This is a genomic window from Flavobacterium sp., assembly GCF_017985075.1.
Lineage (GTDB): Bacteria > Bacteroidota > Bacteroidia > Flavobacteriales > Flavobacteriaceae > Flavobacterium.
Genome location: NZ_JAGNYF010000028.1, coordinates 1 through 25,045, shown reverse-complemented (window position 1 = coordinate 25,045; position 25,045 = coordinate 1). Strand labels below are relative to the sequence as shown.

21 protein-coding genes are annotated in these 25,045 nt (G+C 30.3%); 5 read left to right on the top strand and 16 right to left on the bottom strand.

Annotation, left to right across the window (positions count from 1 at the left end):
* The 12 genes from KA468_RS07010 to KA468_RS06955 form a co-directional block, all read right to left on the bottom strand.
* On the bottom strand, positions 1-963 hold a 963-nt coding region (locus tag KA468_RS07010; protein WP_291242227.1), incomplete at its 3' end, for a glycosyltransferase family 39 protein.
* 24 nt (positions 964-987) lie between these two features.
* Positions 988-4,578 (bottom strand): hypothetical protein, encoded by a 3,591-nt coding sequence (locus KA468_RS07005; protein ID WP_291242226.1) that lies wholly within the window; start codon positions 4,576-4,578, stop codon positions 988-990.
* 11 nt (positions 4,579-4,589) lie between these two features.
* Entirely contained in the window at positions 4,590-5,390 is an 801-nt protein-coding gene (locus KA468_RS07000) for a glycosyltransferase family 2 protein (protein WP_291242225.1), read from the bottom strand.
* Positions 5,374-6,162 (bottom strand): sugar phosphate isomerase/epimerase, encoded by a 789-nt coding sequence (locus KA468_RS06995; protein WP_291242224.1) that lies wholly within the window; start codon positions 6,160-6,162, stop codon positions 5,374-5,376. Before KA468_RS06995 ends, KA468_RS07000 begins: the two co-directional genes overlap by 17 nt.
* Positions 6,162-7,079 (bottom strand): NAD-dependent epimerase/dehydratase family protein, encoded by a 918-nt coding sequence (locus tag KA468_RS06990; protein ID WP_291242223.1) that lies wholly within the window; start codon positions 7,077-7,079, stop codon positions 6,162-6,164. Before KA468_RS06990 ends, KA468_RS06995 begins: the two co-directional genes overlap by 1 nt.
* Positions 7,080-7,934 carry a dTDP-4-dehydrorhamnose reductase gene (rfbD, locus tag KA468_RS06985; RefSeq protein WP_291242222.1) on the bottom strand — a complete coding sequence of 285 codons (855 nt, stop codon included), beginning with the start codon at positions 7,932-7,934 and terminating at the stop codon, positions 7,080-7,082.
* Positions 7,928-8,479 (bottom strand): dTDP-4-dehydrorhamnose 3,5-epimerase, encoded by a 552-nt coding sequence (gene rfbC / locus KA468_RS06980; protein WP_291242221.1) that lies wholly within the window; start codon positions 8,477-8,479, stop codon positions 7,928-7,930. The genes rfbD and rfbC overlap by 7 nt, the downstream gene beginning before the upstream one ends.
* A gap of 106 nt (positions 8,480-8,585) precedes the next feature.
* A complete protein-coding gene (gene rfbA, locus KA468_RS06975; RefSeq protein ID WP_291242220.1) occupies positions 8,586-9,443 on the bottom strand; it encodes a glucose-1-phosphate thymidylyltransferase RfbA in 858 nt (285 codons plus the stop codon).
* Positions 9,444-9,509: 66 nt separating this feature from the next.
* Positions 9,510-10,523: a dTDP-glucose 4,6-dehydratase gene (rfbB, locus tag KA468_RS06970; protein WP_291242219.1), complete on the bottom strand. Its 1,014-nt coding sequence runs from the start codon at positions 10,521-10,523 to the stop codon at positions 9,510-9,512.
* On the bottom strand, positions 10,523-11,479 hold the full coding sequence (locus tag KA468_RS06965) for a hypothetical protein (RefSeq protein WP_291242218.1): 957 nt from the start codon (positions 11,477-11,479) through the stop codon (positions 10,523-10,525). The genes rfbB and KA468_RS06965 overlap by 1 nt, the downstream gene beginning before the upstream one ends.
* A gap of 4 nt (positions 11,480-11,483) precedes the next feature.
* The gene (locus tag KA468_RS06960) at positions 11,484-13,169 is read right to left on the bottom strand and encodes a hypothetical protein (RefSeq protein ID WP_291242217.1); all 1,686 of its coding nucleotides are present in this window, start codon (positions 13,167-13,169) and stop codon (positions 11,484-11,486) included.
* Between the two features lie 94 nt (positions 13,170-13,263).
* The gene (locus tag KA468_RS06955; RefSeq protein ID WP_291242216.1) at positions 13,264-14,748 is read right to left on the bottom strand and encodes a GH3 auxin-responsive promoter family protein; all 1,485 of its coding nucleotides are present in this window, start codon (positions 14,746-14,748) and stop codon (positions 13,264-13,266) included.
* A 193-nt stretch (positions 14,749-14,941) separates the two neighbouring features.
* Here KA468_RS06955 and KA468_RS06950 point away from each other — a divergent pair, with 193 nt between their 5' ends.
* The 4 genes from KA468_RS06950 (at position 14,942) to KA468_RS06935 (ending at position 18,188) form a co-directional block, all read left to right on the top strand.
* A complete protein-coding gene (locus tag KA468_RS06950) occupies positions 14,942-15,145 on the top strand; it encodes a twin-arginine translocase TatA/TatE family subunit (protein WP_291242215.1) in 204 nt (67 codons plus the stop codon).
* A 131-nt stretch (positions 15,146-15,276) separates the two neighbouring features.
* Positions 15,277-16,257 (top strand): hypothetical protein, encoded by a 981-nt coding sequence (locus tag KA468_RS06945; protein ID WP_291242214.1) that lies wholly within the window; start codon positions 15,277-15,279, stop codon positions 16,255-16,257.
* A 4-nt stretch (positions 16,258-16,261) separates the two neighbouring features.
* Positions 16,262-17,302 (top strand): RNA polymerase sigma factor, encoded by a 1,041-nt coding sequence (locus KA468_RS06940; protein ID WP_291242213.1) that lies wholly within the window; start codon positions 16,262-16,264, stop codon positions 17,300-17,302.
* The gene (locus tag KA468_RS06935; protein WP_291242212.1) at positions 17,286-18,188 is read left to right on the top strand and encodes a hypothetical protein; all 903 of its coding nucleotides are present in this window, start codon (positions 17,286-17,288) and stop codon (positions 18,186-18,188) included. Before KA468_RS06940 ends, KA468_RS06935 begins: the two co-directional genes overlap by 17 nt.
* Here KA468_RS06935 and KA468_RS06930 read toward each other — a convergent pair.
* The 3 genes from KA468_RS06930 to KA468_RS06920 are packed head-to-tail and all read right to left on the bottom strand — an operon-like array spanning position 18,185 to position 24,087.
* Positions 18,185-20,317 (bottom strand): Tex family protein, encoded by a 2,133-nt coding sequence (locus KA468_RS06930; RefSeq protein ID WP_291242211.1) that lies wholly within the window; start codon positions 20,315-20,317, stop codon positions 18,185-18,187. The genes KA468_RS06935 and KA468_RS06930 overlap by 4 nt on opposite strands.
* A 6-nt stretch (positions 20,318-20,323) precedes the next feature.
* Complete coding sequence (locus KA468_RS06925; protein WP_291242210.1) at positions 20,324-22,231, bottom strand: DUF3857 domain-containing protein; 1,908 nt, start codon at positions 22,229-22,231, stop codon at positions 20,324-20,326.
* Positions 22,228-24,087 (bottom strand): DUF3857 domain-containing protein, encoded by a 1,860-nt coding sequence (locus KA468_RS06920; RefSeq protein WP_291242209.1) that lies wholly within the window; start codon positions 24,085-24,087, stop codon positions 22,228-22,230. Before KA468_RS06920 ends, KA468_RS06925 begins: the two co-directional genes overlap by 4 nt.
* A gap of 157 nt (positions 24,088-24,244) precedes the next feature.
* Between KA468_RS06920 and KA468_RS06915 the strand changes: the two genes are divergently transcribed.
* Positions 24,245-24,451: a TRIC cation channel family protein gene (locus tag KA468_RS06915; protein ID WP_291242208.1), complete on the top strand. Its 207-nt coding sequence runs from the start codon at positions 24,245-24,247 to the stop codon at positions 24,449-24,451.
* Positions 24,452-24,518: 67 nt separating this feature from the next.
* On the opposite strand, the gene KA468_RS06910 is transcribed toward KA468_RS06915, so the two are convergent.
* The coding region (locus KA468_RS06910; protein ID WP_291242207.1) for a DUF4143 domain-containing protein at positions 24,519-25,045 on the bottom strand (527 nt) is incomplete at its 5' end.

The window sequence follows — 25,045 nt, the reverse complement described above, 5'->3', positions numbered from 1 at the left end:
TGCAGGTAAAATGGTAATAAAATACCTACTTACTATCATTGGTGTTACTAAATAAGAACGTAGTATTGGTAGGGCTAATGTTATTATTATCCATGAAAATAAAAGTAAATAATTCTGTTTCATTTTCACTTTAAAAGCATAATAAATACATACAACTATTAATCCTGAATATAAAAAAAGTAAAATGTAGGATTGTTGTACAAAATCTTTAAAAATTAAAAAAACAGTATCAATCGTAGTGGGTTGAATGGCAGTATATTTCTTTTTTGTTGTTTCAATAAAAATATTTATCGCAGGTAAAAAAGAAATAATAATTACTAATCCTGATGCAAGTAATTGTTTAAAAAACAACAGCTTATGTATTTTTTCTTTTTTAATAAACACAAATAATAAGATGATTACTTGTGATACTAAAACAAATAATCCAAAAAACTGTGTTAGCAACATTAATCCAGTAAATAGTCCGTATAATATAGCGTTTTTATAGGTGTTTTCTTTTAAATACACTACTAATCTGTAATATGATAAAATGGTCAACAACAATAATAAAGCATACATTCTTACTTCTTGCGAATAATAAATATGAAAACTATTTATAGCTAATAAAAAAGCTGCAAGCAATCCTATGTTTTTATTGTTAATTTCTTTACCTAACAAGTACATTGCATATACTCCGGCTACACCAACTATTGCTGAAAAAACTCTTGCAACTAAAGTCGTGTATCCAAAAAGTTGAAACAAAATTTTCAATAACGCAAAATATAATGGTGGGTGTGGATCAGAAAGCATAATTGTGGCTTCTAAATCGCTCCATTTAATATCTGGATTGGCTTCAAGTATAGAACATATTTCGTCTAACCAAACACTTTGATAATCAATATGGTAAAATCTCAAAGCTGTTGCTAAAACTAATATTAGCAAAACAATATAATTTGATTTTATCCAATTGTTGAATTTATTCATGTTCTTAAATTAAGTTGTTTTTGGTTATTTAACAAATTCTATAGCGTTTGGAAAACCTATTATGCCAATATAATCCTGTAACTTTTCTTCAATGGTGATGTTAATATAATTTCCAGAAACATAATATCCTTTTACGGTAACTATTCTATTATCTTTAAGTTTGATTTTTTTACACGTTTTTAAAAGATTTTCTTTTTTTGGTGAAAAATCTAAAACCAACATATTATATGAAAGACTACAACCATTTTTCCAATTTTCATCATTCAGATTGGATAAAGTTAAACCATTTGATTTGTAATCTACTGCTGTCTTACCATTTTCTGTAATTAATGAAAACTTAGATAGTTTTACCACTTTTTCTGATTTAAAAGTAACTTTCGGATGGGTTGAATTCCACCAATAAAACCCATTACTTACTCGAACAGCGTATTGATGTTTGCCTGCCAAAACACTAAAACCATATGTTGCTTTTGAAATGTTATTTTCAGATAAATCCATTGTTGCGGTCATGTCTGTTTCAGATTCTATTTCTAAAAATGCAAAAACACCATTTTTATTTCGGTTTAAGTTTTTGGCTTCAATACTTACTGTGGTTTCTTCCACAGATTGATTAAAGGATTTTACTGAATTAAAAGCTTCATTTTTAGAATTTTCTGCCCATAATTTAGGAACAAAACCAATAAAATAATCAATCTTATCTGGCTTGTTTACGCTTCCTTGAGAATCACTTACAAATTGAAAAACTTGTGGTGTAATGCTTTGCACATTAACAGCAACCATTATTTCAGAAGGAATTTTTACAAAATTCATATTGATTTCATTAGTTCCAGAAACAGTAATAGGGAATTCTTTAGCTCTTTCCTCAGAAAACGTATCAGTTGGATTTAAATTATAGTAAATTTTAATGTTTCCTGGGTTCGAAGCGATAAATTTAAACTTTAATTTTGATGGTAAATTTTCGTTTTTTAGCGTATTATTTTTTCTCAAATAATCCATCATTCCAATAAAAAACGGAGAAGCGCCAGTAGCTTTTAAACTTATAGTGTTGTTTGTTTTTTCAACAACTAAATTGCTTTTATTTATTGTGCTTTCGTTTAAAAAATTGAAATCTGTTACAGAGGCATTACTTGCAACTTCGCCTAACGATTTTAATTTCGCATCAAAATAGGCTTTTTTGTTTCTTAAAACATATACATCAAAAGAACCTGTTCTAAATAATGGTGTGTAATTGGAATAAATATATTCGGAAATTTTATAGTATTTAAAATCTATATAAACTTCTGAAATCGCATGCCAATAGTTGTTTTTAATTGGCATTAAAACAATCGAAACATTCTTTTCTTTTAGATAGTTAATTTCAAAATCTTGTGCTTTGTCACCATTTAGCATTAACGGTGACTGATTCACATATACAGGGTTTTTTCTGTTAGTTAAAACATGATAGAAATTTGTAGATGAAAAATCATAATACGTTTCATTTTTGCTTAACGATTTGTCTAAGAAGTTTTTGAAAAAATTAATTTCCGATTGATCAAACGTAACTTTTAATCGAGTGCCATTAAACGCAGTCATTTCGGAAAATTTTTCGTGAAATGAACCTGAATTTATTGATTTTGTTAATAATGAATAACTTCTGTTTTTAAAATCGATATTAGTAGAATTTAAAAATAAAAACACCCCTAAAAATACTACTGAAAAATAAATTAATTTGGATTTACTATTGAAAAGTAACGTCAGAAATAATAACGCAATTGGAATCGTACTTGTAATTCTGATGATGTTTCCGTATTCGAAATTATGAAAAACAATGCCTCTTTGAGCATTAAAAATGAAGAAAAAGAAAAAGAAAAAGAAGAAAATAATTGCCGAAATGGTTTTTGGATTATTTAATTTTTTTTGGAAAAATTCTTTTTGGAAAAATAGTTTGAAACCAATATAAACTGCATAAGTGGTTACTACTAAAGGTAAAATATAATAAGAAACTCGGAACAAATAATTAGACGTATTTCCCATTTTTACAATTCCCCAATTTTGATCAGACATGGCGGCTAATAAAAACTCTTGAAGTCTTGAAATTGGATTGATTGATTTTACTAAACATAGCAGAATGAAAAGAAGTAGCATTGGAAGTACAACAATTACGGCTGATTTCACAAGTTGTTTGTATTCAAACTTATTATTTAAAACTTTATTAAATATAAAATAAACAACAACTCCAGAAAGTAATGCGCCATAACCGACATCTAATTTATACAAACAAATTAGTATTCCTAAAATCCAAAACAGATAAAAATTCTTGATTTTTGGGTTGTTTAATAGTTTAATTACGAAAAGTGCGAAAAGTCCAGCTAAAGCGAATTCATTTAAAATTACTGGTAAAATTGGCACACATAAAATTAAAAAGAAACTGTTGATGTCGCCTAATGTTTTTTTGAAAACAAAGTATAAAACAATAATCTCTAATACATAAAAATAAAGAATATATAAGCTGTGCGACCACGGTTCGTATCCATTAAAAAACACATATATGTAAGAGAAAAATTGTTGGTTTAACATGTGTGCATCAAAATTCTCTATAAAAGGAATAGAACCATATTTAAAGAAATGATCCACCGCAATTCCGTGATTTGCTGCTTCAAAAAATTCTTTATCTGGAATCATAAATCGCCAAGGTTGCGCAATTAAAATCACATAACTCAACAAACAAAAAGCCATAAAATACTTACTAATTATTGCTTTATTAAACGCTTTTTTTGAGTTCAATAAATAATAAAACAATCCGAAAGCAATGAAAATAAGTGTCGCAAAAAGTAAAAAAGGATGGTTATAAACAATATTAAATCTTACATTGGCAATGTTTAAACTTTCTAATAAAAAAGACACAAGTGTTGGCACGAAAACGATTGGCAAACTCGCTAATAACAACTTGTTAGCTTCGTTTTTCTTTAAGATTTGGTTTTTTATGAAATAGCAAAGTATAGCAAAACCAAGCAATAAAAAGATAAAAACTAACGACTGGAAATCAATAGTTAATACATAACCTTTTACCTTAAATTCAACTGGAATTTTTTCGAAAAAGTTTTTAGTTTTAAGAAACGTATAAGAAAATAAAGCAAATGGAAAGGAAATTAAAACAGGCCATAATACCAAAATAATAGTATTGTTTTTGTTTAATCGAATTTCGTTAAAGAGAAACAGTAAACTCACTAAAATAAAAAATATCGCTGTATCAGTTTGATACAATAATATTCCTGAGAAAAAAGTTAAAATTCCAATTATGGAAATACTGTAAACGTGTTTCAATAATTTACTGGCTACATTGGTGTGCGATGTAAGTTTTTTAAGTAATACAAATACGATTCCTGTTAACAAAAACAAACCAATTAAGGTTTTATAAAACAAACTTACTCTTTTACCGACATCTAAATTATTTACAGATGCATTGGAAATAATATGCTGACTAAAATTGGAAACTTCCGGTTTAATTTCGAAAAGAATATTAATGAAAGGAGAAAATAATCCCAAACAAATAAAAAAACTTAAGGCTAAAAATGGTGCGTTATTATAACCATTTTCCTTAATTGCCGAAACAATATAATCTTTTACTTTTTTCATTTTTTAAAAATTTATGGATTAAATTTTCCAAATAAATTATTCACTAATATCATAATCAGATTAAAGTTTCCTTTAAAAAAACTAATTTTAGTTGGTACTTTTCCGCTTTCTGGATATTTACGCTCCACAGGAACTTCTCCAACTTTTAATCCTAATTGTGACGCTCGAACTGATAAAAATGCAAGCAATTCGTAAGTGGTAAAAATAGGTCTGAAAGGTTGCACTTTCGGATGTGTTAAATATTTTTTTGAATAACATCTGTACGCATTCGTTGAATCTGTAAAACGATGACGTGCGGTTAATGAAATTAAAGGCGAATGAATAAACTTCACTGCAAAATGTCTGATTTTTGGAGTATTGATAGCTTTTCCACCTTCCACATATCTTGAACCTTGTACGAAATCAAATTGTTGTTCTAATTTTTCAATAAACAATGGCACCGATTCTATGCTATCTTTATTATTTCCATCAATGGTGATAATTCCTTCGTAGCCTCTTGCTAAGGCAAACCAAAATCCCATACGCAATTGTGCGCCTTGTTTTCCAGTATCTTTTTTGGTTAAAAGTGTATTGACACCCAATGTTTTTAATTGCATACTATCTGTGGAACCATCTGTAGAATCGCCATCACAAATAATAATGTCTACTAATTTATCAATTCCGTGTTGTTGTGCTCTTTGCAATTGTTTGTGAATGCGTTCGCCCTCATTTATGATTGGAATACATAAACAATATTTTGTTTTTCTTTCTTCTATTTCTGTAGAAAGAAACTTAGGTACACCGAAAATTGCTTCGTTAGTTTTTGAAAACATCTTGAGTATATTCGATTATATCTTTAATTTTTTCAATTTCGCTTCCGCTTTTCATCTCAATTGAAATGTAATTATCATACTTTTCTTTTCTTAAAATAGAAGCCAATTCATTGTGAAGTGAACGCTTTTGAATAGTTTCTAAATACGGTTCACTAATGTGAATATGATTGATCCATTTTAAATTATTTTCTAAAAAAGCTAAACTTTCTTCGTTATAAATTACCGTTCCTAAATCGAAATTCACTTTTAAACCTTCGACATTACAAGCTTTCACAAAATCTAATGCTTCATTTGTTGTGTTGATGAAATTCGTACCATAAATAACTGGATTGGGTTCGATAGCAAAAACCGTGTTTTTTTCTGCTGCATATTTTCCTATTTCGGAAAAATAAGCAACCGCAATTTCTTCTTGATTTGTATTAATATTTCTATTTTTTGGTGAACCGAAAACCAAATTAGTACAATTTAATTCTGAGGCAAAATCGATAGATTGTTTGATATATTCTAACAAAGAATTTCGTTCTTCCTCTGATGAAAATATCGCTTCATTTCTGCCAAAGCAAATGGATTGCATAGAAACCACTTTCAAACTGTATTCAGATTGCAATTTATCTCTAAAATTTGCGACTTTTTTTAAATCAGAATACGGATTTTCTGGAAAAATTCTTGTGGGTGCAATTTCAATTCCGGTACACTTTTTCTCTTTCAAAAAAGCATACATTTCAGCATCATTTTCAGACTGCCAAGCTATGTTTGAAATAGTAACTTTCATTATTGTTGACTTTTAATAAAGTTGACAATATCTTGTAAAACTTCTTGTTTCGTGCTGATATAATTTCCGTGATTTTTAAATAATTGTCCGTGAACGGTATAAAAATCGTAATTTGGAACTGGATTGTTTAATTCGTTAACGAAATCTTTACCATAAACCGCTTTATAAATTTCATTTACTATAATTGGTTCTGTAGCTAAATTTAATTTTTTTACGTTATTTTTCTGTGCGATTTGAATATCGTTCCAAAGGTGTTGCAAATTATAAAACTGGAAACTTCCTCTGCTATCTGTAAAATTTAAAGCCGAAAAACCTACATCTAAAAACTGTTGTTTTAAAATTTTTCTTTCCGAATTTTCGATATTATTTAGTTTATAAAAACCATTTTCCTGTAAAGTGTAATTGTTAACAATCCAACTATTTGAAACTAATTCTTGGTATTTCGCTTCATTTAACATTGAAGGAATCACTGAAATTAAATCGAAAATAAAATTCTTTTTAATGTTTTTTCCGAACAAACCTGGAAGTCTAACAATCAAATAATCATCAAAATTTGATGCCACCCAATTTTCTAAATACAATCTGTTTTTCCCATAAGGTTGAACTTCTTCTATATCTATTTCTGTGTTTTCATCAACCGAAATCGGGTTGGGATACACATCAACTGTAGAAATTAAAACAATTTGTTTTGGATTGATTTTTTTGATGTTTTCAATCGCATTTAAAATGATATTAAAGTCATTTTCGGGTTCTTTGTTGGCTAAAAATTTTTCAGCCCTAATTCCAGAATACAACAACACATCAGGATTTAACCCAAAAGATTCGGAGATGTTTTTAGAATTAAAACACAAATCAAAGGCGGTGTTTTCTAATAAATTAGAACCTACAAAACCAGTATGACCAACTAGTATTTTCATTTAAATTTTTATTAAACTTTCCTTCCAGTCTTTTACCTCAATACCAAAAACTTCTTTAATCTTACTTTTATCTAAAACACTATATGCTGGTCTTTTAGCAGGGGTGGGATAAGCAGTTGTTGGTATGGGTTGTAAATGTATAGAAATGTTATTTACCTTGAATATTTCTTCGGCAAAATCGTACCAAGAACATTGACCTTCGTTGCTGAAGTTGTAAATTCCATATAGGTATTGGGTGTTGGGTATTGGGTGTTTGGTGCTAATAATAGTTAACAAACATTCTGCTAAATCTACAGCGTTTGTTGGTGTGCCGATTTGATCTGAAACTACAGATAAACTGTCTCTTTCCGATGCTAATCGCAACATAGTCTTCATGAAATTGTTGGCAAATTGCGAATATACCCAAGATGTTCTAATGATAAAATGCTTCTCCCAAGTTTTTTGTATGGCTTGTTCACCTTGTAATTTGGTTACTCCGTAAACGCCTGTTGGATTTGGAACGGCTTCTTCTGAATAAGGTTGAGTTGCTAATCCGTCGAAAACAAAATCGGTTGAAACGTGCAATAAAGTAGTATCGTTTGATTTACAAACGGCAGCTAAATTTTGCGCTCCCGTAACATTTATAGCGTATGCTTTTTCTGGTTCCGATTCTGCTTTATCAACAGCGGTATAAGCGGCTGCATTTATGCAAAATTGTGGTTTATATTTTTCGAAAATGGTTTCGCAATTATTTTTATCAGTAATGTTTAATTCTGATGAAGAACAAAATACAAAATCGATTGACGGAAAATTTCCTACAACCGACTGAATAGCTTGTCCTAATTGTCCATTAGCACCTGTTACTAAAACTACCATACTTTTTTTGCGTTTTCTAAAGTAGGTAATATTTGGTCTTTTTCTGAAATAATCAGTTGTTCAATTGGAAAATTCCAATCAATATTTACTGTGGCATCGTTAAATAATAAACCGCCTTCTGAGTCTTTATTGTAGAAATTATCGCATTTGTAAAAGAAAGTCGCCGTTTCGCTTAATACTAAAAAACCATGGGCAAAACCTCTTGGAATAAAAAATTGTTTTTGATTTTCTGCCGATAAATAAACCGTTTCATATTGGCCAAAAGTTTCAGAATTAGGTCTTAAATCTACTGCCACATCTAATACTTCACCATGTAAAACACGCACTAATTTAGCTTGCGCATGTTCTCCGGTTTGATAATGTAATCCTCTTAAAACTCCTTTTGAAGAAAATGACTGATTGTCTTGTACAAAAGTTACTTTTTGACCCACGCCTTCGCTGAATGTTTTCTCATTGAAGCTCTCCATAAAATAGCCGCGGTCATCTTGTATTACATTTGGCTCTAAAATAAAACAGCCTTTTAATTTTGTTTCTATAAATTTCATGTGTTCAATTTGTCAATTAGACAATGTTCAATGTGCCAATGTTCAATGTGCCAATGTTCACGTACAACTAATTAATTGACATATTGGCTAATTGACAAATTGAGTATTAAATTATGCTCATTAAATGCGTTCCGTAGCCGCTTTTTAATAGCGGTGCTGCAATTTTTTTCAACTGATCTGCGTTGATAAAGCCCATTTTATATGCCGCTTCTTCGATAGCACCAATTTTTAGTCCTTGGCGTTCTTCAATAACTTGAACGAATTGCCCAGCTTGCATTAAAGACTGAAATGTTCCTGTATCTAACCAAGCGGTTCCTCTATCTAAAATACTAACTTTTAATTTTCCTTGTTCTAAATACGCTTTATTGATATCGGTGATTTCTAATTCGCCACGGTGACTTGGTTGTATATTTGCTGCAATTTCAATCACAGAATTATCATAAAAATAAATCCCTGGAACTGCATAATTTGATTTCGGCTCTGTTGGTTTTTCTTCAATAGAAAGCACTTTGCCTGTTGTGTCAAATTCAACAACGCCATAACGTTCAGGATCGTGTACGTGATACGCGTAAACAATTCCGCCGTCTGGATTGTTGTTGGCTTGAAGTAATTCGGCTAATCCAGTTCCATAGAAAATATTGTCGCCTAAAACTAAAGCCACTTTGTCGTTACCCACAAATTCTTTTCCGATAATAAATGCTTCGGCTAAGCCGTTTGGGTGTTCTTGTACAGCATATTCAAAACGACAACCTAATTGACTTCCATCTCCTAATAAATGTTGAAATAAAGGCAAATCATGAGGTGTAGAAATAATTAATATTTCGTTGATTCCTGCCCACATCAAAGTTGATAAGGGATAGTAAATCATGGGTTTGTCGTAAATTGGCATTAATTGTTTACTTACCGCTAATGTTAACGGATGTAATCTTGTTCCTGAGCCTCCGGCTAATATAATTCCTTTCATAGTTTTTTTGTTTAATTTGTTTAAAGTTTCAGGTTTCAGGTTAATTAACTTGAAACAAAAATAACTTTAAACTTGAAACTTTTTCAAATACCATTCAATTGTTTTTTTAATTCCTGTTTCGAAATTTTCATCTGCTTTCCAGCCTAGTTCTGTTTCGATTTTGGTTGCATCAATTGCATAACGTAAATCGTGACCAGGTCGGTCTTTTACAAAGGTAATTTGGTCTTGGTATTTTCCCGTTGCTTTTGGTTTTAAATCGTTTAAAATAGTACAAACGGTATCAACAATTTGCAAATTATTACGTTCGTTTCTTCCTCCAATATTATACGTTTCTCCTGATTTTCCAGTTTTAAATGCTAACTCTATTCCTTTGCAATGGTCTAAAACATACAACCAATCACGTACATTTTTTCCGTCTCCGTAAATTGGAATATTTTCTCCAGCTAATGCTTTACGAATAATAGTAGGAATTAACTTTTCGTTATGTTGTTTTGGACCGTAATTATTGGAACAATTTGAAGTAACCACATTCATTCCGTAGGTATGAAAATAACTACGAACAATCATATCTGAGCCTGCTTTTGATGCTGAATATGGGCTATTTGGCGCATAAGGCGTAGTTTCTTCAAACAAACCTGTTTCGCCTAATGTTCCATAAACCTCATCCGTAGAAACGTGGTGAAAACGTGCGTTTACAAATTCTGCTTTATATTGATTTGGCGCTGACATCCAAAGTTTTCTTGCCGTGTCTAATAAGTTAAATGTTCCTAAAACATTGGTTTTAATAAACGCTTCAGGACCCGAAATTGAGTTGTCGACATGACTTTCTGCAGCAAAATGAATAACATCATGAAATTGATATTGATCAAATAAGTTTATTATGAATTCTCCATCAACAATATCTCCTTTTACAAAGGTATATCGCTCGTGATTTGCGACTTCTGCTACGTTTTCTAAATTTCCTGCATACGTTAATGCATCTAAATTTACTAAATGATAATCAGGATTATTTGCTATAAAATATGGGACAAAATTTGCGCCAATAAATCCAGCTCCGCCAGTTACTAAAATGTTTTTCATTATGCTTTAATTCTTTGTTTTTGTTGTTTATATGCTTTTGAAAACCAATACCCTAATAAATAAAACAGTACAAATAATAACGGAAAAATAAATTTCAATTTATTGTTCGCGCCACTTGTATTCATTTGATTTGATACTATATCTTGGTCTTTAATGATTCTTTCAAACTCTAATCGGTTAGTGGCTAATTTTTGATTTTCTAAAATTAAATCATCCTTTTTTTGAATTAAATCACTTAAACCCGTGTTTTCAGAAATGGAAACATTACTTCCAGTTTTGTTCTGATTTAGGCTTAAAACAATTTGGTCAATCTGAGCAATAATTGCTTTGTTGGCTATTAATTTTTCTTCTAAATTATCTTGTTGAATTTTTTGAAGTTTAAGAAAATATTCCGACTGTTGTAAAAAATCTAATAAAGGATCTATTAAGTCTTTTTGCTGGTAAGCAATAGCGGTTTTGATATTTATGCCGTGTAAATAATAGTTTTTACTGGTTGTTTGGTCTTGTATAATTTTATTTACATCGCCAGATTCAGCCATTAATTTAACCAATTCAAAATTATTTTTTTGGCTTTCCGAATTTATAAAATTATAGATTCCATTTATAGGCTGAATTTCAATAGAAATAAAACCTTTAATGTTTTTAATTCCAATTTTAGTAAAAAACGCTTGGTCTTTTTCTTTTAATTTTAAAGAAATTAAATTTATTTTATCGTACAAATACTCATTGCTTCCAAAATTAGGAATCACCACAATATCATTTGTATAGTTAGGTTCTTTATCTAAATAAAAACCTAAACCACCTCCAATAACCAATAAAACAAAAACAATTAGTAGTTTCTTTTGTATAAAAAACAACAAATCGAAACATCTGTTTACCGCTTTTTGAAACCCTTTTGAAATGCTTTTTCCAATTTGGCTTAAATCAATTTCTTGCTCTTGAGAATTTGTACTCATATTCTTAGTTTACGTTAAAAATTTGTTCTAATATTTTAATGGTAATTAAATACGTTGGTTTTACACCAGTGGTTCCTAAACCGCCAGAAGCTAATGTGCTTCCTGTTTCTAAAGGATTGTCTGAGGCGTAATAAGCATATCTTACTTTTACATTTGTGTTGATACTTTTTCTAATTCTTGAAGCAGATTGAATGGCTTTTTGATAATACGAACCTTCCATTTCTAAACCAATGGCTTCCCAAGTTGATTCGTGGAAAAATTTTAGTAAATCTCTATTTTGTAAAGACGTTCCTAAAACCGTTATCATAGGTCCTGAAAAAACGGGTATTCCATTTCCTTCGAACATGTCTTTTGTAAGTTCATTTTCGAAATGATAATTATCTGCGGTTCCTTCATTTACGTGTGCGTTTGGAATCATAATATCGCCTTTTCCGCCTTCTAAAATTCCGGCTTTACCCATTATAGAAACCGATTCCACATTTAACAGTGTTTTTGTTTTATCAACTTTATACGGCTTTAAAAGCTCATCAATAGTTTCGTAAGCTTGTTCTCCAAAAGCATAATCCATTACAATAAGTACTGGTTTTTCTTTTAAAGTTGCTGATGGAAATGCGGTTTTTTTCCAATCGAATTTCGCAGTGTCAAAAATCTGCACATCAATATTTGTCCCCGAAGTATCAGGCAGCGAAATCATTCCGTTTTGCAACGCAACATCTTCCACTTTTTTACGTAACTCTTTGTGAGAAGACGAACTTAAGTCTTCATAAATTTGAAACGCTTCTTTTCCTTTATATTTTGTTGCTAAAACCGCAGGTGCAAATACAGAATTCATCACACTGTGCATATTCGCACTAATTATATGAATCGGTCTTTCTAATAAATTGTTTTTGCTTAGGGTTTCTTTAATGTTGTTTGCCCAAATTTCACCATAAATATGATGGCCTAATCGTTCTCTTAAAATCGGACTAAAAGTAATCGTGCGTTTGTTATTGTCTACAATTTCTTCAATTGCAATTTTTCCTAACCAATATACAATTTGTAAAAAACGTTCTGGCGCTTCAGATGTGGCAAAACCATCATAAATATCTTGAACTTCTGCAAAGGTTCTTCCTAAAACATTAGACAAGTGCGACATCGCAATTTCTCTGTCTATAGGTGTTAATTTTTTAGTTTGAAGGGCGAATTGTTCTAATTTTTGCCAATCGCGAGATACCAAACCTTCATCGTCAATTAAAACTCTATCTTTAATTTTATGCGATTCGATGAAAATAAACGTAAGGTGCGTTAAAATGTCATAAATATCCGAACGACCACGGGTAATTTCAATATTCATTTGTTCGTCATCTATACGATAACAATTTCTTCTTCTTTTTGGCGGAACAATGGCTTTAAAGTGCGAATTCGCATAGCCTTCATCCGACGTTAAATTGATATAACGACATTGCTCGATACCTACTGGCAAACGCTCAATGACGTATAATAATCCGTTTAACTCTACTTTTTCCTCTGCAATAGAACCATAAATTTCTGGTCGTAAGGATAATAAAGCTTCACGTAAGGTTTCTCCTGAAACACCCATTGGTTTGTAAAAACCTCTGTTAAATAAGTGTCGCATAGTAATGTACAATCGTTCGATAGCTGCCGACGATTCTTGCGCCCGAGAACGCGAAATGTTTTTAATGTCTCTCATTAATTTCTATTTTATAACCAACAAAGGTAATAAATTTATTCTTTAGTCCGTTTTCGTTCGCTTTTTGTGTATAGAAAGTTAATAATTTCTTCATTTACATCGTTAAAAAATCAGCAATTTTTCTGTCGTTGCTTAATCTTGGTAATTTGTTTTGTCCGCCTAATTTTCCAATAGATTTCATATAGTTTTGAAAACCATTTTTTTCCACTTTCGTAATCACAAGTGTTCGCAACACATTACCTTTTATTAAATCGTCGTAATACACATTTTGTTGGCGCATTTCTGCATCAATTTTTAATGCAAAAGTTTCCAAATCTTCTGGTTCCGAATCAAACTCGATTAACCATTCGTGATACGGTAAACCGTTTTTTGGATTAATTTGTGGCGCAACTGTAAACTCATTTACGCTTATATTTGTTCCCGAAACGGCGTTTTGCAAAGCGGTTTCCACTTCTTTTCCTATCACGTGTTCGCCAAAAGCAGAGATATAATGTTTAATTCTTCCGGTAACAATAATGCGATAGGGTTTTGTAGAAGTAAACGCAATTGTATCGCCAATATTGTATGCCCAAAGTCCGGCATTCGTAGAAATAATTAAAACATAATTTATGCCAATTTCTACTTCGCTAATTGTAAAGCGTTTAGGTTTTTCGGTAAAAAATTCATCTGCTTTAATAAATTCATAGAAAATTCCCGAATTCAGAAGTAATAACATTCCTTTTTCGGTTTGCGAATCTTGATAGGCAAAAAAGCCTTCAGATGCAGGAAATAATTCAATTGAATCTACTTTTCTACCAATTAATTGTTCAAATTTGGCACGATACGGTTCATAATTCACACCGCCGTAAATGAACAAATTGAAATTTTTAAACAAGTCGCCAACAGGTTTATTCGCTTTCGTTTTTAATTTTTCGAAATACATTTGCACCCAACTCGGAATACCAGAAATCACCGACATATTTTGGTGAAACGTTTCTTCTACAATCGCATCGACTTTAGTTTCCCAATCGTCAATACAATTGGTTTCCCAACTTGGCAAGCGGTTTTTTTGTAAATATTTAGGAACATAATGTGCTACAATTCCGGAAAGTCGCCCTAATTTGATTCCGTTTTTTTCCTCCATTTCTGGACTTCCTTGTAAGAAAATCATTTTTCCGTCTACAAAATCAGCTTTACCCGTTTCGTGAATGTAACTCAAAATGGCGTTTTTCGCGGCTTGAATATGAAATGGCATTGATTCTTTGGTAAGCGGAATATATTTCGCACCAGAAGTAGTTCCTGAAGTTTTGGCAAAATATAAGGGTTTCCCTTTCCATAAAATGTCAGATTCTCCAGCTACGACTTTATCTACATACGATTTCAATTGTTCATAATTTCTCACTGGGACTTGCTTGGCAAAATCTTCAAATGATTTGATATTCGAAAAATGATGGTCTTTACCAAATTGCGTGTTTTTCGCTTCACGCAATAAGGATTGAAATACCTTTTCTTGTGATGCAACAGGCTCGTTCGCCCATTTTTGTGTTTGAAAATGGGAATATTTAGCGAGTATTTTAGCTGCAAATGCTTTAATTGACATATTTGTCGGTTTTGTTTTTTAGTCTTTTTTTGAGACAAATCAACAGATTTTATACAAATATAAGATAATTAGCGAATGTGCCAATTAGTAAATCCAGAGATTCGGGACAAGTTGTGCCAATAAAAAAGAATAATTTTATTTGTGTTTTATTTTTTTATGTACCTTTGTAGTGTAAATTTTAAATTTAAACATAATGAATTCTTTATATATAACTTTAGGAACCATTGGTGGAACAGAGTGGATTATTATTATTGCTGTTGTTGTTTTATTTTTTGGAGGTAAAAAAATTCCAGAATTAATGAAAGGACTTGGTGGTGGTATCAAGGAATTTAAAAAAGCAGCAAAAGGTGAAGACGAAACTCCAGTAGCTAAAAAAGAAGAAGAAACAAAAGAATAAATTTTTTAAAATTCCAATATAAAAATTCCAAATTCCAAATTTTAAACTTGGGATTTGGAATTTTTTTTGTTAATTAGTGCAACCATTTTAATTTTTGTTGTCTTAATAGAAATAACTTTAAAATTAATGCTATGAAAAAATTAATTTCTCTGTTTGTAATTCTATTAACTATTAGCTGTAGTACTGTTGATGATTTAAACACCTCAACTCAAAACCCTGTTGATGTATATATTGCTGGTGTAAAAAACTACTCCGCTACCTATTGGAAAAATAATCAACCTTATTTATTAAGCGGTGGAGATGGAGGAGAAGCAACTAAAATTTGTGTATCAAATAACAACGTCCATGTTTTAGGAAAGAAAACATCAGATAATTGGATAACTGAATATTTACATTGGGAAAATGGAAATCTAACGAATTTAAACACAGCATTTAATACGCCCGCTCAATATGTTCACTCAATAACTGATATGGAAATTGTTGGTAATGATGTGTATTTTGTGGGTTATACTAAAAATCCATTAATTTCTGCCGAGATTTATGAGTTGGTATATTGGAAAAACGGAGTAAAAACCGTTTTAGACAACAATATTAATAACCCAACTTTTCAAGCAAAAATAAAAGTAGTTAATAATGTAATTTATGTAATTGGCTACACCTCTAATTGCTTTAACTCTTGTCATGGAATATATATAAATAACGCTTTTCAATCTGTTTATGTAGGAGATTTATTAAAAGATATTACAGTAAAAGAAAATCAAGTATATGTTTATGGAACAAATACGTCAACAAATACTGGGTTTTACAAAAATATGGCAACTGGAGTTGAAACTAATTTAACCACAATCCCATCCGTTTATAAATTACTTTTTGATAATAACAATACTTACGTAGCAGATGGTGTAAATATTTTTAAAAACAATACACAAATATATAGTTCAAGCTTTTTTTCCTTTTACATAGATTTTATTGCTTTAAATAATAATGTTTATATCTTGAAAAGAGAGGGTGATTTTGGAACTTTCGATGCATTATATGTTAACGATGTAAATGTTTTCCAAATCTTTGTTGACCAAGGAAAATTTAATGCGCTCACGGTGGTTCAAAACTAAAAAAATGCAAGAAACCAATTGGCACGAAATATATGTTACGCTTTCTCCAAAACTATTGGGTGTTTGTCGCAGATATATAAATGATATCGCGACAGCAGAAGACATTGTTCAAGATGCTTTCATTGTTGCCATTCAAAAAGAGGGTGAATTAAAAAATAAAGAAGCTTTGAACGGATGGTTATGTAGAATTGTGATAAACAGAGCCATAAATTATTTAAAAACAAAACAGAAAATAAATTTTACAAGCGCAACAAATTTTGAATTTGTTGATGAAACAAACGAAATGAATATAATTGAACTCGATAAAAAATCAGCCCTTCTATCAAGTGATTTTGGCCACAAGGAATTGTTAGAGGCGATTGATTCGCTATCTGAAAACCATAAATCCGTTTTTAACCTGTACATAATTGATGGTTTTTCGCACCTTGAAATTAGCAAACTATTAAATATATCCGTTGGAACTTCCAAATCAAGTTTATCAAGAGCGAGAAAAAATATTCAAGAATTTCTTTTTGAAAAACTTTCTTTACATCCAAAAGAAAAAAGGAAAAAACGAATAATTGCGCTTTTATTATTTTTAGGTTTTGGAAACCAACTTTTTGCCAATTATTACAAAAAAGCCTTTTCTGGTTTTGAGATTTCACCAAAAAATGATTTTAATCCGCATAAAGAATGTAATAACTTAGACTTAATTTTACTTAATACGCCTATTTATCGAACTAAAATATTAAAATTTATCATTCTATTTACAGGCTTAGTTTCATTGATTTTATTTTTCTTTTACAATAACGCAACACCTAAAATAATACAAGAAACTAAAAAAAATACAATTATAAATACCATAGACAAAAAAGACACAATACGTTTATCAAATGAAGTGAAAACTTCAGAAAAAAAGAAGGTGAAAATTGAAGCAAATAAGCCTTTGTTAAATAAAAATACGTTAGAAAAAAAGGATTCAACAGCCAATGCTGAAACACCAAAAATAGTTGTAATTAAAAAACAAATTGTTAAAAAAGACACGGTTTATGTGGAAAAAGAATAATTGTTTTTTCTGGTTTTTACTTCTTTTTCAACTTGGCTTTTCTCAAGAAAAAAAGGTTGACACAGTATATGTTTATGAAGAAGTAATTATTAGAGATACTGTTTTTATTGAAAAACCTTTAGCTAAAATAAAAGTTGATAAAGTAATCTTAAACAAAGAAATAAAAGGAAGTAAACCAAGCATTACCCTAATTCAAAATAAACAAAAAACAATTGTTTCTGCAGACACTTTAATAATCAAACGATTCAAAAATAATATTTTCTCTAATTTAGATTATAGTTTAAAACTTAACGGCGGTATAAGTTCAAATAGTTTGTTAAAAGAATTTGAAATAAAAAATCAGGCGTTTTTAAGCTTTGGAATGTTTATTAAAAAAAGAGTGTTTAATTCTAATATTTCGATTGGTACTGGAATTGAAACTTCTTTTTTATTAGATGTTGGAACACAAAATAACACTAATTCTGAATCAGATTTATCGGGTTATTACTTCACAAAAGAAGGTCGTCCTAAATTATTTGAAAGCATAAATGCAAAGGGTTTTCAATTACAAGTTCCGCTTTTGTTCTTTTGGAAAATAAATAAGTTTACACCTTCGGCTGGTGTTTTTAGTACATTCAACAAATACCAAGCAAAATTTATTGGTTCAAGCGGAAATTTGCCCCTGCGATTTGATGAAACACAAACTTTTAACGCTAATGCTATTTATATTGGCTATTTAGGTCAATTAGAATATTCTTTACATAAAAATTGGTCTGTTGGAGTAAATTACTCATTTGCTTCGGCTAAAAAATTAGTGTTTCGTCGTGACGAAGAATCCTTTGCAGTATCTAAAAAACAGACGCAAACCACGTTTGGAATTAGTTTGCGTTATACCTTTTGGAATTAAATTACCATCGTCAACTGAATGCGCTTTCTGGCTTCATCTACCTCAACGACTTTTACTTGAACGTGTTGGTGAAGTTTTACCACTTCGTTTACATCGGAAACAAATCCTGCTTTTAATTGCGAAATATGCACCAAACCACTTTCTTTGGTTCCGATATCCACGAAACAACCAAATGCGGTAATATTATTTACTATTCCGGGTAAAATCATACCAGTTTTTAAATCTTTAATCGTGCGAACATTCGGGTCAAACTCGAAAACTTTAGCGGCTTTTCTTGGATCTAAACCAGGTTTTTCTAATTCTTTTAAAGCGTCTTTTAGTGTTAAAATTCCAATTTCAGATGTAATATAATTTTCTGGTTGTATTTGTGCTATTTTTTCTTTGTTGGCAATCAAATCTGTTGTTTTGACACCTAAATCTTTAGCCATTTTTTCAACAATTGCATACGCTTCTGGGTGCACTGCTGAATTATCTAACGGATTTTTTCCGTCTTTAATACGAATAAATGCTGCGGCTTGTTGGTACGCTTTTTCGCCTAAACGAGGTACTTTTTTTAGTTGCTTTCTGTCTTCAAAAGGGCCGTTTTCTGAACGATAGGCTATAATGTTTTCAGCCATTTTTTCTCCAATTCCAGACACATAACTCAACAACGATTTACTTGCGGTATTTACGTTAATTCCTACCGCATTAACACAACTCATTACCACAGTGTCTAATTGCTCTTTTAATTTATTTTGATCTACATCGTGCTGGTATTGTCCAACTCCAATTGATTTAGGATCTATTTTTACCAATTCCGCCAACGGATCAGACAAGCGTCTTCCAATAGAAACCGAACCACGCACCGTTACATCATAATTTGGAAATTCATCGCGCGCAATTTTACTCGCCGAGTACACCGATGCACCTGCTTCTGAAACCACAAAAACCTGAACGGGTTTATCAAAAGCAATTTTTTTAATGAAAAACTCCGTTTCTCGAGATGCTGTCCCGTTACCAATAGAAATGGCTTCAATATTGTAAGCATTAACCATCGAACGGATTTTTTTCATCGCCATAGCGCTATCGTTTTGTGGCGCGTGCGGATATACCGTTTCGTTGTTTAATAAGTCGCCTTTTTCATCCAAACAAACCAATTTGCAGCCGCTTCTGTAACCTGGGTCAATAGCTAAAATGCGTTTTTCACCTAATGGTGGCGCCAATAACAACTGACGTAAATTTTCTGCAAAAACATCAATAGCTTTTATATCGGCTTTGGTTTTTGCTTCTTGTAAGGTTTCGTTTGAAATAGCGGGTTCTAACAATCTTTTATAACTGTCTTTTATCGCTTTTTCAATTTGTTCGCCACTTTCGTTATTGGTTTTGATTAAATTATCTTCCATAAAACGAATCACCTCGTCCTTGTTTTCCTCGTTTAAACCGACATTCAACTTAATAAATCCTTCAGCTTCAGCACGTAACATCGCTAATAATCGGTGCGATGGCGCTTTGCTTACGTTTTCAGACCAATCAAAATATTGATTAAATTTTTGAGCGGCTTCATCGTCTTTTTTGGTTTTTACTACTTTAGTAGTAATTTCGGCTTTACGCTGAAAGGTTCTTCGTAGCGATTTTCGAATGAAAATGTTTTCGTTTATCCATTCGGCAATTATATCTCGAGCGCCTTGAAGGGCTTCGTCTTCATTAATAACTTTTTCGTTTAAATATTTCGATGCCAAAAACTCAATGTCATCATTTCGTTGAGACATAATTATTTTCGCTAATGGCTCCAATCCGTTTTCACGCGCGGTATCTGCTTTGGTTTTTTTCTTCTTTTTATATGGCAAATAGAAATCTTCTAATTCTTGCAAATCAAAACTATTTTCGATTTTTGATTTCAATTCTGCCGAAAGTGCGTTTTGCTCCTCAATCGATTTTAAAATGCTTTCTTTTCGTTTTACAATTTCAATAAATTGCTTGTTTAATTTAGCAATTTGCTCAATTTGTACCTCATCTAAATTTCCTGTTTGGTCTTTTCGATAACGAGAAATAAACGGAATCGTGCAATCTTCCGAAAGTAATTTTATTGTAGCTTCAATGCTTTTTACAGCAATGTTAGTTTGATTTTGTATGAATTGGATTGTTGTCATTATGTTTTATTTTTTTTGCTTTAAAACAATATTTGCATTGTTAAAATCTGAAGCAGCATTGATGATATTTCTATATTCTGGATATGATTCTATCGTATAAGTAATATTATTGTATACTTCATTTACATCTATAATTAATTGATTTCCTTCCGTTTTAACGGTTGAAACAAAAGAACATTCTTGTCCGTCTTTACCTGACATTTTTTTATCAAAAACTAAATCTTTGAAGCTTTCAACTTCATAACCATTTGGTATAGTGAAAGTTATTTTGTGTTTGTATGTTTTTGCATAGGATAAATCAACATCAAACTTTCTTTCTGTCTGTTGGTATAAATTTGTTTGTTTACCAATAGCTTTTCCAATATTTATTATTAGTAAATTCCCGACGCTTTCTATAATAGATTCTTTTAAATCTACATTTAAATTTACAATAAAAGGAGTGTTTGTGTGGTTGTTTTTGAATTCTTGATTTTCAATTGTGTATTTAGTGATTTTAGAATCTAAATCTTTTAATGTTCTGTCTTTAATAAAATTAATTAATTCTTTTTCCTCTTCGTTTTCTTTAAGGTAGTTTATTGTATTTCTTATTAATTGCCCTTCATAACCTTGCGTTTCATATATTTTGTAAATAGTTACGCTAGAAAAATCATCTGATAATGTAACTTTATTTTGAGTTGAAATAACAGTATAGTCACTTGGAGCAATTGGAAATTTAAAATCTACTATTGAATACGATTTTGATGGATCGTATAAGAGTCCTTGAGAGTCTTGAACTTCGTACATTGGGTAACCATAAGAAAGATATTCTTCATAAGGAGATACGAATTTATTTGTTTCAGGAATATAATACATAAATTCATGTGTTAATGGAGCAACGTATTTTGATTTAGAAACATCTCCAATAAATCTTGACATACCAACAGCAATTTGATATGGGATTTTTAATTCTTTAAATGTAAATCCATATAAGTCAAACATATCGCTTGCGGTTAACTTTTGTTTTCCATTACCTAAATCCTTTACTTTTTTGGCTTTTTCCCCGCTCATTACAAATTCGAAATTTTCTTTAATGTATGCATCTATTTTGGTTACTTTTTCATCTGTTGTTCCAGAGGTTACATTTAATTTTTCTATAAATTCTCTTGCTTGGTTTTTTTTAAAATAAGTAAATTTTGGTTTTCCGAAATATTGAGGTAGTAAGGTTCCCCAACTCAAATTATCCTGTCCTGAAACACTAATCGTATAAATTACTTTTATAAGATTTTTAATGTTTTTTGCGTTTTTTTCTTCGATAAATGGCGGAATGTTTTCTGCAATAGATGTTGTTTTACCTTTGTCTACATTCAAACCAAATTGTTCAGAAGCAAATGTTTTGAAATCTACACCAACTCTAGTTGTAGAAAATTCTGCATGTAAAACGGGTATATCTTTTTGGAAAATCTCCACTCCATAAGCGCTTGGGTTTTCTTTTAAAATAAAATAATATTCTAATATGTCTCCAGCTTCAACACCTTCAAATACAATAGATTTTACTTTATCAACCTCAGCCTCAATAATTTTGTCTTGAGGTAACAGTCTTATTTCACCATTAGGCTTGATTATTCTTGCATGAAAATCTCTCAAATCTCTTACAAAACCATTGTCTTCGGCTTTAATTTTATTATATTTATTTATTTCTTCGGCTTTATTAATTTTTATTGCACAATGATTCATTACAAAAGAAGCAAAAGCATATTCGCCAATTCTTGTATGTATCCATCTTTTATCAAAAAGCACTACTGCTGGTTGGTTTTTATATTCTTCTGGTATCGCCTTAAACGTTGGTTTACTATCCCAAGTATAGTTTTTTATTTCTTGTGAAAAACCAAAACAGGTTATTAAAAATAAGACTAAAATTGCAAATCTTTTGATCATTTTACTAGTATTAAAGATTGGTTATATTGTTTGTTTAGTGATTTTAAAAAAGCATTCCATTTTTCAAAATCTGCTTTTTCAAGTAATAGTTTTTTTGTTGATACTTTTTGAGTAACTAAAACGAAATTATTTTGAACATTATATTGAATATCAAATGTTCCTAAATCTGTTTCCGTTTTTAGATTTTCAGGTAAAAACTCTATCTTATACTCTTTTGGTATTTCATATTGATACTCCATTTCGTATGAATAATTATACTCATATTGAACTGGATATTTTCTTTTTTCACTATCTATTTGAAGGTCTTTTAACGGAAAAATAAAAATAGGTTTCAAAAGCAACTTACCATTTATATCTTTTATAGCATCATTTAATTGTAGATTAAAAGTGGCTCTTGATGGTATGTTTTTATACTCGTTACCTAAAAGTTCTACTGGTTCTAAATTTATTTTTGGATTTGTATTATTAATAATATTTCTCCAAATTTCTTTTTGTTTTTGGGGATAAATTGACAATATATTTAGTAATTCGCTTTTGGCATAACCCTCAATTGTGGTTACAACAGTACCTTTTAATGCATTGTTTTCTAATTTTAAATCTAATTTTATTGTTGTTTTGTTTTCCGATGCATTAATAACAGGGACTTTTTCAATTACGAAATTCTCTGCTTTTCCAATTAATGCTTCTTTTCCTTGAATATGTGATGTTGGTAATGTAAATGGACAAAACTTATCTGTTGCATCAAGAAAGTAACTTTTACCATCAATTACAAGATAAGTAATCATGTGATTATCTACTTGTGGTGTTGGAACTTCCTCATATGTATATGATTTTATTCTGGTACCAATCCAAGTTAAACTCGAATTTAAATTAGCATATTTTAGCATTTCATTTAAAAGGTTGGCCATGTCTTTACAATCGCCATAAAGGTTGGAATATACATCCGCAGCTTCTCTAGGTATAAATCCGCCCATTCCGTTTTCAAAGGCTACATAATGTAAATTTTGTTGTACCCAATTATAAATAGCTCGTGCTTTTTCTATATCAGATGTTTTGTCTTTTATTAAATTTAATGTGGTGTTTTTTAAATTGGTTTGATCTTTTTTATTAATGTCTTTTACTAACGAATAATACCATTTATATAAACTAGCCGTATTGCTCAATAGTTCTTCATTAACACCATTATGGTTATACTTTTTTATGTAATAAACAATATGTGGCTGAACAGACAATCCGTTGGGCATATCTTCTTCGCTTTCAAATTCAGGAACTTCTGTTGCCAACCAAGTATACGTGTCTATGTTTCCGTTTGTGGTTTTGGTATAAACTATTTTATCTTGATGTTCTCCAAAAAGTTTAAATCCAAGTTCAATGTTTGAATCACATTTTAAAGTTAATTTACTTGATTGTGTCTTTAACAGACTTTGGAATCTAAAAACTGATAAAAATCGTGGGTGTTTTATTTTGTTTTTATAAGAATACTCTATTACAGAATTGTCTTCTACTGATGGTAAAAAAAACTGTTTTATTTTAGTGTCACCTTTAAAAATATTTTCTTCTTCAGCATCAAATTCTCTAATTGAAGAAGCGTATAAAATATGTTTTTTATCGGTTTTTGGAATATATGTAGAACCTTTTATTTCAAAAATTTCATTAAAACTATCGTAAGGAACATTTATTACATATTCATGCTGATTTTTACTTTTAGCAATCAAACGACTTTCTGTAACAAAAGATTCAATTTCTAAATTATTTTTGTTAGAAATTGTTACTGTTTCATTTTTATAAATTACTTGTGATTTTTCTTGAGCGAGTATAGAAGTTCCTATCAATAGCAACAAAAAATATTTTTGCATTTTTTTTTAGACAAAATTATATAAAATTAATTGAAATGAAATATTTACTTCCATTATTTAAAAAACTACTTAGTATAACATCTTCTTATTATTGATAAACAATTACAGTTGTTTTTGCTTACTTATTAATTGCTTTTTATTTTTTATTGTGGGAGTTTTGCCAATACTAAGTTACTTAGGTATATTTGTTTTTGCTGTTACTGGCGTTTTTAAAGCGAGAACCAAACACTTCAATTTAATTAGTGCCATCATTTTAACTTTTGCAATGGCATATGGCGGCGGAACAACTTGCGATTTATTAATTGGAATTAAACACGTAAGTTGGGTGAATGATAATTTTATTATTATTCTGGAAGCATTATAAATATCTTTAGAAGATTTATTTGACTGTTTGTATTCTAAAAAAACCTACCAAGAAAAATTCCTTGCGGTTAAATAATAAAATCTAAATAATTCTGTTTGTTAATTACTTCAAAAGTAGCTTCTGGATAGGCTTTAGCAAAAGCTCCAGGAATTTTTGTTTTTCTTTTTTCGTTCCATTTGAATTCGTAACCAGCTATCGTTTCTGTTTCTGTTTCTATCCAATCAATTTCTTGTTGGTCATAGGTGCGCCAAAAATAATTTTGTTTATAAATTTTCTGATATTGTTGTTTTTTAAAGCGTTCTGATGCTAAATAATTTTCCCATAAATCACCAATATCTGTTCGGTTGTTTATGGTGTTGAAATTATTTATTATAGTGTTTCTTATTCCATTATCGTAAAAATACCAACGCGATGACTTCGTAATTTCTTTTCTTAAATTTTTACTAAATCCTTCTATTTTGAAAATGATAAATACTTTTGAAAGTAAATCTAAATATTTTTCTACTGTGTTTTTAGATATGTTTAATTGGTTGCCTAATTCTTGTAACGAAACTTCTTTTCCTACCTGAAAAGCAATTAATCGTAATAAATCGT

What these genes read in the sequence shown, in the direction of transcription:
- KA468_RS06920 (WP_291242209.1), bottom strand. Translation starts at nt 24,087, where the DNA reads ATGCAAAAATATTTTTTGTTGCTATTGATAGGAACTTCTATACTCGCT.
- rfbC (WP_291242221.1), bottom strand. Translation starts at nt 8,479, where the DNA reads ATGAAATTTATAGAAACAAAATTAAAAGGCTGTTTTATTTTAGAGCCA.
- KA468_RS07000 (WP_291242225.1), bottom strand. Translation starts at nt 5,390, where the DNA reads ATGTTTTCAAAAACTAACGAAGCAATTTTCGGTGTACCTAAGTTTCTT.
- KA468_RS06945 (WP_291242214.1), top strand. Translation starts at nt 15,277, where the DNA reads ATGAAAAAATTAATTTCTCTGTTTGTAATTCTATTAACTATTAGCTGT.
- KA468_RS07005 (WP_291242226.1), bottom strand. Translation starts at nt 4,578, where the DNA reads ATGAAAAAAGTAAAAGATTATATTGTTTCGGCAATTAAGGAAAATGGT.
- KA468_RS06925 (WP_291242210.1), bottom strand. Translation starts at nt 22,231, where the DNA reads ATGATCAAAAGATTTGCAATTTTAGTCTTATTTTTAATAACCTGTTTT.
- rfbD (WP_291242222.1), bottom strand. Translation starts at nt 7,934, where the DNA reads ATGGTAGTTTTAGTAACAGGTGCTAATGGACAATTAGGACAAGCTATT.
- rfbB (WP_291242219.1), bottom strand. Translation starts at nt 10,523, where the DNA reads ATGAAAAACATTTTAGTAACTGGCGGAGCTGGATTTATTGGCGCAAAT.
- KA468_RS06930 (WP_291242211.1), bottom strand. Translation starts at nt 20,317, where the DNA reads ATGACAACAATCCAATTCATACAAAATCAAACTAACATTGCTGTAAAA.
- KA468_RS06960 (WP_291242217.1), bottom strand. Translation starts at nt 13,169, where the DNA reads ATGAGAGACATTAAAAACATTTCGCGTTCTCGGGCGCAAGAATCGTCG.
- KA468_RS06940 (WP_291242213.1), top strand. Translation starts at nt 16,262, where the DNA reads ATGCAAGAAACCAATTGGCACGAAATATATGTTACGCTTTCTCCAAAA.
- KA468_RS06935 (WP_291242212.1), top strand. Translation starts at nt 17,286, where the DNA reads ATGTGGAAAAAGAATAATTGTTTTTTCTGGTTTTTACTTCTTTTTCAA.
- rfbA (WP_291242220.1), bottom strand. Translation starts at nt 9,443, where the DNA reads ATGAAAGGAATTATATTAGCCGGAGGCTCAGGAACAAGATTACATCCG.
- KA468_RS06995 (WP_291242224.1), bottom strand. Translation starts at nt 6,162, where the DNA reads ATGAAAGTTACTATTTCAAACATAGCTTGGCAGTCTGAAAATGATGCT.
- KA468_RS06965 (WP_291242218.1), bottom strand. Translation starts at nt 11,479, where the DNA reads ATGAGTACAAATTCTCAAGAGCAAGAAATTGATTTAAGCCAAATTGGA.
- KA468_RS06990 (WP_291242223.1), bottom strand. Translation starts at nt 7,079, where the DNA reads ATGAAAATACTAGTTGGTCATACTGGTTTTGTAGGTTCTAATTTATTA.
- KA468_RS06955 (WP_291242216.1), bottom strand. Translation starts at nt 14,748, where the DNA reads ATGTCAATTAAAGCATTTGCAGCTAAAATACTCGCTAAATATTCCCAT.
- KA468_RS06950 (WP_291242215.1), top strand. Translation starts at nt 14,942, where the DNA reads ATGAATTCTTTATATATAACTTTAGGAACCATTGGTGGAACAGAGTGG.